The organism is Roseovarius pelagicus, from assembly GCF_025639885.1.
GTDB classification, from domain to species: Bacteria; Pseudomonadota; Alphaproteobacteria; order Rhodobacterales; family Rhodobacteraceae; genus Roseovarius; species Roseovarius pelagicus.
The window spans coordinates 1169346-1183326 of record NZ_CP106738.1; the positions used below are offsets into that span (position 1 = coordinate 1169346).

Consider the following 13981-nt stretch of genomic DNA (forward strand, 5'->3'; position numbering starts at 1 on the left):
ACGACAAATTGGCCTGACAAATTGGCCGTAATGGACCTATCTTAGGGTCCAATTCTGCTTATGGTCAATGCCAGTATCACGTCGGTATTGCGTCGGTATTGCGTAGGTCCGATGCCCCGTCAGTTCTCAAAATTGCGCCGGATGTCCCATGAAAATCACCTCTATCGAAACCTTCTCTGACGAATTCATCTGCTTTACCCGTGTCACCACAGAGGATGGCGCACAGGGCTGGGGCCAGGTCGCGCCCTATTATGCCGACATTACCGCGCATGTGGTGCATCGACAGGTGGCTCCCTATGCACTGGACCGGGACTCGGGCGATATCGACGCTATTCTGGAAACCGTGCGTGACCGCGAGCATAAATTTCCCGGATCCTATCTGCGGCGCGCGATGGGCGGGCTGGATACCGCACTGTGGGACCTGCGCGGTCGGCGCGAGAACAAGCCGGTCTGCGCTCTGATCGGCGGCACGCCGGGCACGGTGCGCGCCTACGGTTCGTCAATGAAGCGCGACATCACCCCGCAAGACGAGGCTGATCGTCTGGTTCGACTGCGCGACGAGAAGGGTTTTGATGCGTTCAAGTTTCGCATCGGCGCCGAGGTCGGCCATGACGTGGACGAATGGGAGGGCCGCACCGAAGAGATCGTCCCGACCATGCGCCGCGCGATGGGCGAGGACATTGCGCTGCTGGTCGATGCCAATTCATGTTATTCGCCCAAACGTGCCATCGAAGTTGGCCGGATGCTGGAGCAGCACGGCATTTCGCACTACGAAGAGCCTTGCCCCTACTGGGAGTTCGCCCAGACCAAGGAAGTGACCGATACGCTGGATATTGATGTGACGGGCGGTGAGCAAGACTGCATGATGGCCAACTGGCGTGGCATGATCGACGGGCGCGTGGTGGATATCCTCCAACCCGACATCTGCTATCTGGGCGGCATCAGCCGGACGTTGCAGGTCTGCAAAATGGCCGAAGAGGCCGGAATGCCGATCACGCCACATGCGGCGAACCTGTCGATGGTGACGATGTTCACCATGCACCTGCTGCGGGCCATCCCGAACGCGGGCAAATATCTGGAGTTCTCGATCGAGGGGCTGGATTACTACCCTTGGCAGGACCAGATTTTCGTCAATGACCCCTACGAGATCGTTGACGGCCATGCGACCGTCACGGATGCGCCGGGCTGGGGGCTTGAGGTTAACCCCGAGTGGCTGGCGAAGGCCGCGTATAGGATAAGTGAATTGGACCGATAGGGGCTTTGATTCCGCGTGACGGTGTGCGCGGCCAATATCTGAACGAATAAAGGCCCGCGCGGATCGCTCCACGCGGGCCTTTTGAATGCATTTGCTGTCAGATCACGCCGCTTTGGCCTGCTTGCGCACTGCGGCAATCGACGCCTCGAGGATATCAAGCCCCTCGGCGAACACTTCGTCCTGCACTGTGATCGGCGCGAGGAAACGGATGACGTTACCGTAAACACCACAGCTGAGTAGGATCAGGCCACGCTTTTGCGCCTCGGCGCGGATCGCGTTCACCATATCGGGGTTCGGCGATTTGCCATCAGCGGTGTTGAACTCTGCCGCAACCATGAAGCCGGGGCCGCGCACATCGATCATCTCTGGCGTGCTGGCGCGGATCGATTCGAGGCGCTGCTTCAAACGCGAGCCAAGCTCGTTGGCGCGGTTGCACAGGTCCTCTTCTTCAATCACGTCGAGAACGGCATTGGCCGCCGCGATCCCCAGTGGGTTACCGCCATAGGTACCGCCCAGACCGCCGGGATGCGCCGCATCCATCAGGTCCGCGCGTCCGGTCAGCGCCGCCAGCGGCAGGCCACCGGCAAGGCCCTTGGCCATCGTGGTGATGTCTGCGGCCACGTCGTAGCCTTCCATCGCGAACAGATGCCCGGTACGGGCAAAACCGGTTTGCACTTCGTCCGCGATCATGACGATGCCATGCTCGTCGCACAGGGCGCGCAACCCGCGCATCAGTTCTGCCGGGGCGGGATAGAAACCACCCTCGCCCTGAACTGGCTCGATGATGATCGCCGCGACGCGGCTAGGGTCAAGATCAGCCTTGAACAGCTTGGTCAGCGCGCCCAATGCCTCGTCTACACCAGTGCCGTGCAATTCGACCGGGAACGGGACGTGATAGACGTCGGGCATCATCGCGCCGAAGCCCTTTTTATATGGAACAACCTTGCCTGTCAGGGACATGCCCATGAAGGTCCGACCGTGGAACGCACCACCAAAGGCGATGATCGCCGGACGCTGAGTCGCGATACGCGCAACCTTGATGGCGTTTTCGACTGCTTCGGCACCGGTGGTGACGAAAACGGTTTTCTTGTCAAAATTGCCCGGCACCTTTTCGTTCAGGCGTTCGGCCAGACGGACATAGTTTTCGTATGGCAGGACCTGATGGCAGGTGTGGGTAAAGCGCGCGGCCTGTTCTGCGACAGCGGACATGACCTTTGGATGGCAATGGCCTGTATTGACCACCGCGATGCCGGCGGCGAAATCAATGTAGCGGTTGCCTTCGACATCCCAAACTTCGGAATTCTCGGCACGATCCACATAGATCTGGGTCATCATGCCCACGCCCTGGCTGACGGCAGCCTCGCGGCGCTTTGCGATGTCTGCGTTCAACATAGTGCTTCCTTTCAGGTGTTCGGGCAGCGCGGCTGCCCTGATTTTGATCTGCGGACAATATGGTGTTTCGAGCAAACACAAAAGAGGATTTCTTGCGCAGTGCAAGCCGCTGAATTACATGGGGTCGCAGGCCAAGTGTTGAAAGTACTGAACATGTCGAACACCCCACCGGATGATATTGAACTCGGTTTGCGACTACGCGCATTGCGAATACATGCAGGCCTGTCCCAGCGCGCGTTGGCCAAACGTTCGGGGGTGCCGAACTCGACCATATCATTGATAGAGGCAGGCAAAGTGAACCCGTCGGTTGCCGCGCTAAAGCGTATCCTGGAGGGGGTCCCCGTCGGCCTGTCAGAGTTTTTCGCCTATCAGCCAGAGGCAGAGCGCAAGGTATTTTATGCCGCAGAAGACCTGACCGAGATCGGCAAGAACGGCGTATCACTGAAACAAGTGGGCGCGACGCTATTTGGTCGGGCGATGATGATTTTGAAAGAAACCTATGAGGTCGGTGCCGATACCGGGCGGGGCATGATCGGACACGAGGCCGAAGAGGGCGGGATCGTGGTCAAGGGGCGCGTCGAAGTAACTGTAGGCGACCAGCGCAAGGTTCTGGGGCCGGGTGACGCGTATTATTTCGACAGTCGCACGCCCCACCGGTTCCGGCAGGTCGGGCCAGAGCGGTGCGAAGTCATCAGCGCCTGCACCCCACCGACCTTCTGAGCCGCGCGCCTTTCCGCGCGCGACGCGGTGTCGCGCAAATTTCACTTTTGGTTGGGGTGCAACTGGTTTAAGATTTCCCGAAAGTAACTTTCGGAAAAAATAAAAACATGACACTTGCGCCCAACACCTATGACGCCGAGCCGATCCCCGAAGCCGCCCGCGCGGCCATCGATACGATGCTGCAATCGGGCGACCTGTTCCGCTATACCGCGCCGCAGGATGCGCCCGTGGCCCTGCTGGAGCACGAGTTTGCCGCGCTGATGGGCAGCAGATACGCACTGGCGGTCTCATCATGTTCCGCAGCGCTATTTTTGTCGCTCAAGGCGCTGGACCTGCCGCGCGATGCACGGGTTCTGATCCCGGCCTTTACCTTTGCCGCGGTGCCGTCGTCGGTTCTGCATGCGGATTGCCTGCCGGTGCTGTGCGAAGTGGGAGCGAATTACCGCATCGACATGGATGATTTTGCGGCCAAGTTGGACGCGGACATCAGCGCGGTCATCATCAGCCACATGCGCGGCCACACCTCGGACATGGATGCAATCATGGCGCTGTGTGATGCACGCAGCATCCCGGTGATTGAGGACGCGGCACATTCGCTGGGCACGCGCTGGCATGGGCGTAACATCGGGACGCTGGGCCGCATGGGCTGTTTCAGTTTCCAGTCCTACAAGCTGGTGAACGCGGGCGAAGGTGGGATCATGATCACCGACGACGCCGATCTGGTCGCCCGCGCGATTATCATGTCAGGGGCATATGAACATAATTGGGCCAAGCACATTGCCGGGACGGACCCTGACCTTGCTGCTGCCTTTGCGCGTTGGCAAAATCGACTGCCGCTCTACAACCTGCGTTTGAGCAACCTGAGTGCGGCCATCATCCGCCCGCAACTGGACGAGATCCCACGCCGGGTGCGTGACGGGCGTGCCAATCACGACTATGTGGCAGAGCAGCTTAGCCGCAGCCCATGGCTGGATGTGCCGCCGCCACTGGCCCCCGAAGAACGCGCGCCAGATTCGATCCAGTTCAATCTGGTCGATATGGACGACACCGCCGCCAGCGGCTTTGCCGCCGCTGCCGCCGCGCGCGGGGTCAAAGTGCAGGTGTTCGGCCAGTCGACGGATAACGCGCGCGCCTTCTGGAACTGGCGCTTTATTCCCGGTGACGTACCAGACCTGCCGCAAACCCGTGCGATGCTGATGTCGGCCTGCGATACCCGCCTGCCCGCGCGCCTGACACGCGCCGAACTGGACGTGATCATCGGCGCGCTGCTGGGCGCCGCGACCGACGTGATGGGCCCCGAGGCACGTTACGGCACCTGATCCGCAGTCACACCTTGTGCTGTACGTTCCCTCGCGCCACTCTGGGTGCGCGAGGGGGATATTGAGATGACCGATTTCAGCAACGGCGCGGCGTGGATCAAAGGCCGTATCGTGCCGATCGCAGAGGCGACGATTGGCGTCACCGACTGGGCCGTGACCCACTCGGATGTGACTTATGACGTGGTGCCGGTCTGGGACGGCGCGTTTTTCCGACTGGTTGATTATCTGGACCGGTTCGAGGCCTCTATAGCGGCGTGTCACATGAATATCGGTATGGACCGCACGGAAATCACGCGCGCGTTGACCGATATGGTCGCGCAATCCGGCCTGCGCCGCGCCTATGTGGCGATGGTCGCAGCGCGTGGCACCCCGATGATACCGGGCAGTCGCGATCCGCGCGAGTGTGCCAATCACTTTTACGGCTGGTGCGTGCCTTATGTGCATGTGATCAAACCCGACGTGGCAGACGCCGGCGCGCGCATCTGGCTGTCCGACACTGTCAGGCGCATACCGCATAACAGCGTCAATCCGTTGGCGAAAAACTATCACTGGGGCGATTTCACCCAAGGGCTGTTCGAGGCCAAGGAGGCCGGGTTTGACACGGTTCTGCTGCCCGATGATGCAGGCAACGTCACCGAGGGGCCGGGATTTAACGTCTTTGCTGTAAAGGGTCGTTCGGTCGTGACGCCGCAGGACGGTGTGCTGCACGGGATCACCCGCAAGAACGCGATGGAGATGTGTGCGGCCAATGGCATGGATGTCGAGAGCCGCGCGCTGCCGATTGCAGAGCTGATGGAAGCCGACGAAGTGTTTCTGTCGACCTCCGGCGGCGGCATCATTCCGGTGGCACAGATCGGCGAACGGCGATTTTCCAACGGGGCCGCCGGACCAGTGGCCACGGCACTGCGGGCACAATATTTTGAACGTCTGGCCGATCCGGCATACCGCACCGAAATCGACTATCCGGGGTGATGAGTGGTTCTGGAACGATGCACAGCATGGGCGCGCTGTTACAGCACTTTGATCTCACCCTGAAGAAAGGGGTGCCGGGCGATGGCCGGGGTGACAATGCTGGCCTCAAGTATCGGTTTCAACGTCGCGGCGACCTGCGCGGGCATGTCCTGTAGGATTCCCTTGCGGGCGGTCAGGCTGATGGTGCGGCTGAGCGGTTCGAACGGCAGGGGCAGCACGTCGATCTGATCGGCAAAGCGGCGCGCGCGCATCAACGCCAGCGGTGTCAGGATGGTCCAGCCACTCCCCTGCCCGACCATGGCAAGGATCGCGTGATAGCTGTCCAGTTCGAACCGGTGCGGTAACGAGATGTTCTGACGAGCCAGATGCGACGTCACGAGACGGCCCATGTAATGCCGTTGGGTGTATTGCACCATCGGCGCGCGTTTCAGCTGGCGCAGCACGTCCTTTTCGGGATTTATCATGCCTTTGGGCGTGGCGACGACGAAGCTTTCGCGCATCAGGGGATGAACTTCGACCCAATCCGCCTCGCCGCCCACTTCAGCGGCCACGATCACGTCGAGCGCGCGCGCGTCGAGCAGATCGTAGAGGCTGTGGCTGGGTCCGGTTTCCAGCAGGAACTGGCAGCTTTTCAGTTCACCCGCCATGTGAGTCAGCAGCTTTGGCGTGACGTCGGCCTCGAAATCCTCGATCATACCTAGGCGAAACCGGGTCAACATCGCCAGATCGGACATCGCCAGTTCGGCGCGTGCCTGTGCGGCCTCGTTGAGGATTGCCTGTGCGCGGCGGTGCATGATTTCACCCGCGCGGGTCAGCCGGACGGGGCGCGAATTGCGTTGTAGCAGCGTCGCGCCCACGGCGGTTTCGAGATTGGTCAGCTGTTGACTGACCGTCGACGGGCTGGCCCCCAGACGGCGGGCGGCGGCCGAAATGGACCGCTCGTCAGCAGCGGCCATAAAGACCTCGATCCCCCAAAGCGTGATCCGGCCCGGGCTATCAACCATTGCAGCGCCTGATCTCGTTAGTTGCCAAGGTTGGACAGTTTGCGTTGCAGTTCGGCGAGCTGCTGTTTGATCTCGTCGAGATTGTCATCGCTGCGCTTGTCGTTTTTGCTGGCTTTTGGCTCTGCCTTGTCAGGCTCGACCGTGGTGCCCATCGGCCCAAGGCCGCCGGTCATTGCCTTGAAAAAAGCCTCTTGCTGGGCGCGCATGGCTTCCATGCCGGGCATTGCTGCCATCGGGTTGGATTTGGTCATGTTTTCCAGCATCTTGGACTGACCGTCGCGCAGCATTTCGAAGCTGGCCTGAAGAAACTCGGGCACGACGCTGGAGGCCTGCGTGGTGTAGCTACGCACCAGATCATTCAATACGTTGGTCGGCAGCACATTTTCGCCGCGGCTTTCGTGTTCGGCGATGATCTGAAGCAGGTATTGCCGCGTGAGGTCATCGCCTGATTTCAGGTCGATGATCTGTACTTCGCGCCCGTCGCGGATGAATTGGCTGATATCTTCGAGCGTCACGTAGTCAGACGTCTCGGTGTTATAGAGCCGACGGCTGGCGTACCGCTTGATCAGAAGAGGTTTTGGGGTGTCGGCCACGTTAGGTTTCCTTCCCTAGAGCGTTTCAGCAGCTACCTGCAACAGCATCATGCCGACATGCGGGCGCATCTTTCAAGTGCTGCATGGGTTTCAAAAAACGTTCTGAAAATGCAGCAGTGCAGAAAATCCTAGACGCATGCGCAGCAAAAAGAAAGGGCGAGCCGATACGGCTCGCCCTCATCCGTTCGCAACCATCGCAGGGAGGAGCAATGGTGCGCTCTGATGTTTTCTTACTTCGTGGTCGCTTTTTTAGCAGCTGCCGTCATGTCGTCGGTCGCTTTTTTCACTGCTTTGGAAGCGTCAGCCTGAATGTCGCGGCCTGCGGACATCATCAGTTCAACGGTTTCCATTTGCACTTTTTTCGCTACTTCAGCGAAAGCGGCCATGTTTTCGGCTGCCACTTCAGCGTTGGCCGATGCGAAATCGGTCATTGCTTTGGCGTAGTCGGCGGGCTCTGCTTTGGCTTTCGACATGTCCGACAGTTTTGCCAGAGTCGATTTGGTCCATGCGCTGGAGATTTCTGCCGATTTCTCGGCTGCGTCCAGGGCAACGCCCGACAGTTTTTCATTCAGAGCGGCTTGGCTCTTGAATGCGTCTTCCATCGCTTTGGTGTCGACGGGGAATGCGCCCATGATGTCTTTCATCGCGGCGGTGAAGTCTTGTTGCTTAGCCATCTGGTTAATCCTTTCATCGCTTGCGGGCCGATCCCGCTTTGCTGCGTCTGCAAACAATATGCATGCTGCAGCGCGGCATTTCAAGGATTTTTTCTGCATTGCAGCATAAATTTCATAAGCTGCTGAATAGACTAAGAAACACCCTCGTTAGCCTTGCGGGTTACATAGGTTCCGGGGGCCGGGCAGATGGGCGGATGGTCAGAATCACCGGGCTGACGCGCCGCGACCTTCTTGCCAGAACGCTTGCGCAGCCACGCTTCCCAGCGGGGCCACCAGCTACCGTCATGCCGTTTGGCCCCGTCCAGCCATTCATCGGGCGTACCTTTGATGTCAGCATTGGTGTAATGGCCATATTTCTTCTTGCTGGGTGGGTTCACGATCCCTGCGATGTGGCCTGATTCCGATACGATAAAGGTACGGTCCTTCGCTCCGGTCTGCTGAAACCCGCGGTAGCAATCCTTCCACGGTGCGATGTGGTCGGTCTGACAGGTGATCGACATCAGCGGCACCTTGACGTCACTGATATGCAGTTTCTCCCCCAACACATTGATACCGTCGGTGACGAACGCATTGCGCTGACACAGGTTGCGCAGGTACTCGACCGCCATCGCGCCCGGCAGGTTGGCCCCGTCCCCGTTCCAGTAGAGCAGATCAAAGGCCGGGGGCTGTTCGCCCAGCATGTAGCTCTTGATTGCCGGTTGATAAATCAGATCGTTGGAGCGCAGGAACGACATGGTGCGGCCAAGGATGAAGGCGCGCAGAACGCCCTGTTCGGCGACTTCCTCCTCGATCCCGTCGATGAAATCGTCCTGAAGAAACGGCGTAAACTCGCCCTGCTCGGAAAAATCCGTGAGCGCGGTAAAGAACGTAGCCGATTTGATGCTGGTATCCTTGCGCTTGGCCATCAGCGACAGCGTCATGTGCAATGTCGTACCCGCGATGCAGTATCCAACAGCATTGACCTGCTTGGTTCCGGCGATTGCGCGGGCTTCGCGCACGGCTGTCAGGAACCCTTGTTCAATGTAATCGCCCATGCCGATATGGGCGTGGCTTGCATCCGGATTGAACCACGAGACGACAAACAGTGTATAGCCCTGATCGGTGATCCATTTGATCAGGCTATTCTGTTCCTTGAGGTCAAGAATGTAGAATTTGTTGATCCACGGCGGAAAGATCACCAGCGGTATCTCGTGCACCTCGTCGGTTGTCGGTGCGTATTGGATCAGTTCCATCACGTCATTGCGATAGACCACCTCGCCCGGCGTGGTGGCAATGTTTTCGCCAATTTTAAAGGCACTTTCATCCGCCAGTCGCACAACCATTTCGCCATTGTTGGCCTCTAGATCGGCGACAAGGTTCTCCAGCCCCTTAACCAGCGATTCGCCGTCCGTCTCGACGGCGCGTTCCAGCGCATCGGGGTTGGTGCCCAGAAAATTGGTCGGCGACATCATATCAATGATCTGTTGCGAGAAATATTCGAGCCGCCGTTTCTCCTTTGGGGCGAGGTCATCAACATCCGCCACCGCCTGCGCGATTGCCTCGGCGTTGAGCTGGTACTGCTCGCGCACCAGATTGAAGTAGGGGTTGGTATCCCACATCGGGTTGGAAAAGCGTTTATCCTTGAGACGATCCTTGGCTTCGCCGGGGGCCTGAGCATGCTCCCCTTTGAGCAACATCTGCTGTGAATCCATGAAATGACGGACCGATTTACCCCAGTATTCCAACTGCTGTTCGTAGATCCTGCCGGGGTTTTCCAAGGCCTCGGACCAGTATGACATTGCCGCCTTGGCAAAGAGATCCTGACTGGGACCGCTAAGCGCGGCGTTGGCTGGGTTTTTCTTGGACAATGCTTCGATCAACCGCTGAGATAGCTCTTCGACCCGCTCCAGATTTGCATTCATCTTTTCAAGGTTCTCGCCCATCGCGCCCTCTTGCGTTGTCATTTGAATGGTTTCCCCTTAATCTTTCTGCTATGCAGCATTACGTCGTTTTGTCGGGAGGGGCACCGCGACACCAAGAATCGGGCACCGCGACCTTAGGAGATATTCATGCGCTATATGGCCACATACGATCTGATGGAAACCCTCCGTAACACGAACCAGTGGCTTGGAGCCACCGCGCTTTCCATGGCATCTTATCCGATCTTCAGTATGACTCCAAACCCTGCGTTTCAGTGGATTTCGGCGTGGGGTGAAGTCACGGAGCGTACATTCCAGCGCATGGTCACAAAGCCGGACTGGGGCATTCACACCTTTACCTGCGAGGACGGCAAGGATCATCTGGTCAGCATCGACACCGTCGTTGAAAAGCCGTTCGGCGACCTGATCCACTTTGCCGTTCCCGGCCGCAAGCCGATGAAGCGGCGCGTTCTACTGGTCGCGCCGATGTCGGGCCATTATGCGACTCTGCTGCGATCGACCGTCAAAAGCCTGCTGGTCGATTGCGAGGTGTTTGTGACCGACTGGCACAACGCGCGTGATATTCCCGTGAGCGCAGGTAAATTCGACGTCGAGGATTATACGCTCTATCTGACGGAATTCATGCGCGCCATGGGCCCGGATACCCATGTGATCGCCGTGTGCCAGCCAGCGCCGTTGGCATTGGCGGCGACTGCTCTGCTGGCCGAGGAAGAGCCGGAGGCGCAGCCGCGTTCGCTGACCCTGATCGGTGGGCCGGTTGATCCTGATGCCAGCCCGACCGAAGTGACAGATTTTGGCCGTCGTGTGACGATGGGTCAGCTGGAAGAGACGATGATTCAGCGCGTCGGGTTCAAGTATCCGGGTGTTGGTCGCATGGTTTATCCCGGCCTGCTGCAACTGGCATCATTCATCTCGATGAATAGTGAAAAACACGCCGCAGCCTTTACAGACCAGATCGCACGGGTTGCCCGTGGCGAGGATGGCGACCACGACAAGCACAACAAGTTCTACGACGAATACCTTGCCGTGATGGACATGCCCGCCGAATTTTACCTGTCAACGGTCGAGCGTATCTTTAAGGGGCTGGAAATCGCCAAGAACGAATTCACAGTTGCCGGTCGCAAGGTCGACATGGGCAAGATCACCAACGTCGCGGTCAAGACCGTCGAAGGCGGCAAGGACGACATTTCGGCCCCCGGCCAATGTGTTGCCGCGCTTGATCTGTGCACCGGGTTACCGGAGTCGCTGAAAGCCAGCCATCTGGAGCCTGAAGCCGGGCATTACGGCATTTTCGCCGGCAAAAGCTGGCGCAACAATATCCGGCCTCTGGTGCTGGAATTCATTGATGCCAATAGCGGCGACCGCAAGACGGCCAGCAAGCCGGCGAACAAGAACGCTGCGGCCTGAAATCCTGTCTAGGGTGGGGCTGACCCCACCCTATCGCGAGATCACTGCAACACCAGCGGCTGCTTCATCCACGTACGCAACGCTTGTGTGGTCTCGTCGGGGCGTTCCAGTGTCGGCAGGTGCCCGGCCCCTCCGATCACCTCTAACTGCGCATAGGGGATGAGATCGGCCATGAACTTGTGCCGTTTGATCGGTGTCAGCCCGTCATGTTCACCACACAGCACCAATGCCGGCGTCTTGCAACGCCGTAACACGGACTGGTAATCGCGCCGCCGCTGCATCGCGCGCACCTGCCGCAAGAGCACGGTCGCACCCAGATGTGCGGCCATGTCCTGCGCCAGCGCCATCACCTCGGCCCGGCCCGGCCCGGGGGCCAGAACGTCGGGCCGCAGAATGCCATCCACGAATTCCGTCAGTTTGCCTGCGCGAATCTTGATGATCAGCGGTTCCAGATTGGCCGAAGATTGCGGCGTCTCAGCCAGCGGATTGGTGTCCATCAACGCGATCCGGCTGACGCGGTCGGGCGCGCGGCGCAGCACCTCCATCGCGACGATGCCCCCCAGCGACAGCCCCGCCAGCGCGAATTTGCGCGGCAACACATCCAGCAGGTTCGACGCGATTTCCTCGATCCGGTCGCCTTGGGTGATCGGTGCGACCGTCACCGCCATTTCGGTGCTGAGTGCGGCCAGTTGAGGGCCGAACACCCGCGCGTCACACATCATCCCCGGCAAAAACACCAATGGTTCCTGCATGCCTGTTTTCCTTCTGCCCGGGCGTTGCCTCGTTTGCTTTGCGCACACATTGCCACAATGCCGCTATGGGTCAACTGCCTGAGGGGTATGCGATGCCACGAAAGGCTGGAAAGTCCACATAACGGGCACGCCGCACCGCGAGCGATTCCGGCGGGTCATCGCCCTGCGCCAGAAGCGTCCCCTTGGGGGCGATATAGCTGGCGATCAGGCGGCGGGGATCAGCGCGCCAGCTGAGGTTCATCGCGCAGAGTTTTGGAAAGAACCACAGATCGGAAAATGGCAGATGGTCGTGTATCCACCACGCCAGATCGCGCCAATCGCGGCCTTGCGCGTACTGATCCGCGAACCACGGGATCACCAGTGACGTGCCGGCCCCGCGCTGTGCGGGATCGCCGCGATCCCAGATGTGGTGGCCATAATTGGCGTCATTGCGGGCGCAGTTCAGTTTGTTCTCGTTGCCATAGCGATTCAGGTCGGGACTGCGATAGCCCGAGCGGATGGCGATACGCCCGAACGTCTCTTCCAGCGGGTCAAGCAGGTGTTCGCAAAGCTGGCGGCCGTTTTCGATCGCCAGATCAGGGTTTTCCGGGATGTTCTGGATGCGGTGGAAATTGCCGATTTCCGAATACAGGAAATCGCGCATGTAGAAATGCCTGCTCAGGCGGACCCTGCCGAAGGTTTCAAGGCTCCACATGCTGGCGGGTTTGCGCATCAGCTATAGCCGTTCCAGCGAAACGCACCCTCATCCGACAGCGGAGAGAATGGGTTATGGGCGATTTCCCAGATGTGGCCATCGGGGTCAGCGAAATAGCCGATATGCCCGCCCCAGAACACGTCATGTGCAGGTTTGAGAATACGGGCACCGGCGTCGCGGGCACGGTCCAGTAGCTGCGCCACTTGCTGTTTGTCGCGCACGTTGTAGGCCAGTGTGGTGGCACCGGTTCCCAGATCGTTTTCTTCAAGCCCCATATCGCGGGCCAGATCAGCCCGAGGGTATAGGCCCAGCGTTTGCCCGATCAGATCGAAGACCACGATTCCATCCGGGCTATCCACCCGCGTCCAACCCATCGATTCATAGAATGCGGCCGATTGTGCAACATCGCGTACGGCCAGCGTTATCAAAGAGATACGTTGTTCCATTCAGGTATTCCTTTCGCTACGCGCGATCACATCCTCGACGGCTGTTTCGATCAGCGCCAAGCAGTCCACATCCGAGAATCGGTGATCGGCGCCATCAACCAGTGTCAGGCGCATATCCGGGCCTGTTGCATGTTCTAACAGGCGCAAAGCGACCGACTTATCCACATCCAGATCGGCGGTGCCTTGTAGAAATCGAACAGGAAAGGCGAGTTGTAAAGGCTGGCGCAGCACCAAATGCGCGCGGCCGTCCTCGATCAGCTTTTGGGTGATGATATAGGGCTCTCCATACTCGCTGGGAAGCGCTATCTGTCCCTCGTTTTGCAACCCGGCCCGTTGGGTGGAATCAAAGCCCGCCCACATGCTGTCTTCGGTAAAATCGGGGGCAGCCGCGATCGTAACCAGCCCCGCGATGCGTGGCGTCATCGCGCGAGCGGTTAACAACGATATCCAGCCGCCCATCGACGAGCCGACCAGCACCTGCGGTCCCGTTGTCAGTTCGGAAATGACAGCCTGCGCATCCTCGGCCCAATCGCCGATGCAGCCATCGGTGAATGCGCCCGAGGATTGGCCGTGACCGGAGTAATCCAATCGCAGGAAGGCGCGCCCTGTGCGTTCTGCCCATGCTTGCAGATGTATGGCCTTGGTCCCTTGCATGTCGGATTTGAACCCGCCTAGGAACACGACGCCCGGACCGGCGCCGGGCACCTGAACATGGGCGATGCGCCGCCCCTGCGGTGTTGTCAGATACTGTGTCTGGTCTGTCATTCGCTGTCCCTGTCCGTGTTTTGCTGGTCGCAGTCTCACCCCAGTAGGATACGGGCGCAAGGGCGCGCT

Annotated in this window: 14 protein-coding genes; 5 read left to right on the forward strand and 9 right to left on the reverse strand. The window is 59.3% G+C overall.

The features are described from left to right. The first annotated feature begins 148 nt into the window (after nt 1–148). Nucleotides 149–1255, forward strand: a complete 1107-nt coding sequence (locus N7U68_RS06700) for a mandelate racemase/muconate lactonizing enzyme family protein (protein WP_263048646.1) — start codon at nt 149–151, stop codon at nt 1253–1255. A 102-nt stretch (nt 1256–1357) separates the two neighbouring features. On the opposite strand, the gene N7U68_RS06705 is transcribed toward N7U68_RS06700, so the two are convergent. After that, nucleotides 1358–2647, reverse strand: coding sequence for a 4-aminobutyrate--2-oxoglutarate transaminase (locus N7U68_RS06705; RefSeq protein WP_165197076.1), 1290 nt, complete (start codon nt 2645–2647; stop codon nt 1358–1360). 153 nt (nt 2648–2800) lie between these two features. Here N7U68_RS06705 and N7U68_RS06710 point away from each other — a divergent pair, with 153 nt between their 5' ends. From N7U68_RS06710 to N7U68_RS06720, 3 genes are all read left to right on the forward strand, one after another. Next, nucleotides 2801–3367, forward strand: a complete 567-nt coding sequence (locus N7U68_RS06710) for a cupin domain-containing protein (protein WP_165197074.1) — start codon at nt 2801–2803, stop codon at nt 3365–3367. A 107-nt stretch (nt 3368–3474) separates the two neighbouring features. Continuing rightward, nucleotides 3475–4686 (forward strand): DegT/DnrJ/EryC1/StrS family aminotransferase, encoded by a 1212-nt coding sequence (locus N7U68_RS06715; protein WP_263048647.1) that lies wholly within the window; start codon nt 3475–3477, stop codon nt 4684–4686. A gap of 66 nt (nt 4687–4752) precedes the next feature. Then, on the forward strand, nt 4753–5658 hold the full coding sequence (locus tag N7U68_RS06720) for an aminotransferase class IV (protein WP_263048648.1): 906 nt from the start codon (nt 4753–4755) through the stop codon (nt 5656–5658). 38 nt (nt 5659–5696) lie between these two features. On the opposite strand, the gene N7U68_RS06725 is transcribed toward N7U68_RS06720, so the two are convergent. The 4 genes from N7U68_RS06725 to N7U68_RS06740 all read right to left on the reverse strand — a co-directional run bounded on the left by N7U68_RS06725 (nt 5697) and on the right by N7U68_RS06740 (nt 9872). Continuing rightward, nucleotides 5697–6662 carry a LysR family transcriptional regulator gene (locus N7U68_RS06725; protein ID WP_263048649.1) on the reverse strand — a complete coding sequence of 322 codons (966 nt, stop codon included), beginning with the start codon at nt 6660–6662 and terminating at the stop codon, nt 5697–5699. A gap of 17 nt (nt 6663–6679) precedes the next feature. Beyond that, complete coding sequence (gene phaR / locus N7U68_RS06730) at nt 6680–7255, reverse strand: polyhydroxyalkanoate synthesis repressor PhaR (protein WP_165197066.1); 576 nt, start codon at nt 7253–7255, stop codon at nt 6680–6682. Between the two features lie 230 nt (nt 7256–7485). Continuing rightward, nucleotides 7486–7929, reverse strand: a complete 444-nt coding sequence (locus N7U68_RS06735) for a phasin, PhaP (protein WP_165197064.1) — start codon at nt 7927–7929, stop codon at nt 7486–7488. Between the two features lie 131 nt (nt 7930–8060). Next, the gene (locus N7U68_RS06740) at nt 8061–9872 is read right to left on the reverse strand and encodes a PHA/PHB synthase family protein (RefSeq protein ID WP_263048650.1); all 1812 of its coding nucleotides are present in this window, start codon (nt 9870–9872) and stop codon (nt 8061–8063) included. Between the two features lie 105 nt (nt 9873–9977). On the opposite strand from N7U68_RS06740, the gene phaZ reads away from it, so the two are divergent. Continuing rightward, a complete protein-coding gene (phaZ, locus tag N7U68_RS06745) occupies nt 9978–11255 on the forward strand; it encodes a polyhydroxyalkanoate depolymerase (protein WP_165197060.1) in 1278 nt (425 codons plus the stop codon). A 41-nt stretch (nt 11256–11296) separates the two neighbouring features. On the opposite strand, the gene N7U68_RS06750 is transcribed toward phaZ, so the two are convergent. From N7U68_RS06750 to N7U68_RS06765, 4 genes are all read right to left on the reverse strand, one after another. Beyond that, nucleotides 11297–12007 carry an alpha/beta fold hydrolase gene (locus N7U68_RS06750; protein ID WP_263048651.1) on the reverse strand — a complete coding sequence of 237 codons (711 nt, stop codon included), beginning with the start codon at nt 12005–12007 and terminating at the stop codon, nt 11297–11299. Nucleotides 12008–12077: 70 nt separating this feature from the next. After that, nucleotides 12078–12701, reverse strand: coding sequence for a hypothetical protein (locus N7U68_RS06755; protein WP_263049122.1), 624 nt, complete (start codon nt 12699–12701; stop codon nt 12078–12080). 17 nt (nt 12702–12718) lie between these two features. Then, on the reverse strand, nt 12719–13147 hold the full coding sequence (locus N7U68_RS06760) for a VOC family protein (RefSeq protein WP_165197056.1): 429 nt from the start codon (nt 13145–13147) through the stop codon (nt 12719–12721). Beyond that, nucleotides 13148–13912, reverse strand: coding sequence for an alpha/beta hydrolase (locus tag N7U68_RS06765; protein ID WP_263048652.1), 765 nt, complete (start codon nt 13910–13912; stop codon nt 13148–13150). It abuts the gene before it with no gap. Nucleotides 13913–13981 lie beyond the last annotated feature (69 nt).

Bases quoted from the DNA above. Each gene is read 5' to 3' on its own strand.
- N7U68_RS06700 (WP_263048646.1), top strand. From the start codon at position 149: ATGAAAATCACCTCTATCGAAACCTTCTCTGACGAATTCATCTGCTTT.
- N7U68_RS06705 (WP_165197076.1), bottom strand. From the start codon at position 2,647: ATGTTGAACGCAGACATCGCAAAGCGCCGCGAGGCTGCCGTCAGCCAG.
- N7U68_RS06710 (WP_165197074.1), top strand. From the start codon at position 2,801: ATGTCGAACACCCCACCGGATGATATTGAACTCGGTTTGCGACTACGC.
- N7U68_RS06715 (WP_263048647.1), top strand. From the start codon at position 3,475: ATGACACTTGCGCCCAACACCTATGACGCCGAGCCGATCCCCGAAGCC.
- N7U68_RS06720 (WP_263048648.1), top strand. From the start codon at position 4,753: ATGACCGATTTCAGCAACGGCGCGGCGTGGATCAAAGGCCGTATCGTG.
- N7U68_RS06725 (WP_263048649.1), bottom strand. From the start codon at position 6,662: ATGGTTGATAGCCCGGGCCGGATCACGCTTTGGGGGATCGAGGTCTTT.
- N7U68_RS06735 (WP_165197064.1), bottom strand. From the start codon at position 7,929: ATGGCTAAGCAACAAGACTTCACCGCCGCGATGAAAGACATCATGGGC.
- N7U68_RS06740 (WP_263048650.1), bottom strand. From the start codon at position 9,872: ATGACAACGCAAGAGGGCGCGATGGGCGAGAACCTTGAAAAGATGAAT.
- phaZ (WP_165197060.1), top strand. From the start codon at position 9,978: ATGCGCTATATGGCCACATACGATCTGATGGAAACCCTCCGTAACACG.
- N7U68_RS06750 (WP_263048651.1), bottom strand. From the start codon at position 12,007: ATGCAGGAACCATTGGTGTTTTTGCCGGGGATGATGTGTGACGCGCGG.
- N7U68_RS06755 (WP_263049122.1), bottom strand. From the start codon at position 12,701: ATGTGGAGCCTTGAAACCTTCGGCAGGGTCCGCCTGAGCAGGCATTTC.
- N7U68_RS06760 (WP_165197056.1), bottom strand. From the start codon at position 13,147: ATGGAACAACGTATCTCTTTGATAACGCTGGCCGTACGCGATGTTGCA.
- N7U68_RS06765 (WP_263048652.1), bottom strand. From the start codon at position 13,912: ATGACAGACCAGACACAGTATCTGACAACACCGCAGGGGCGGCGCATC.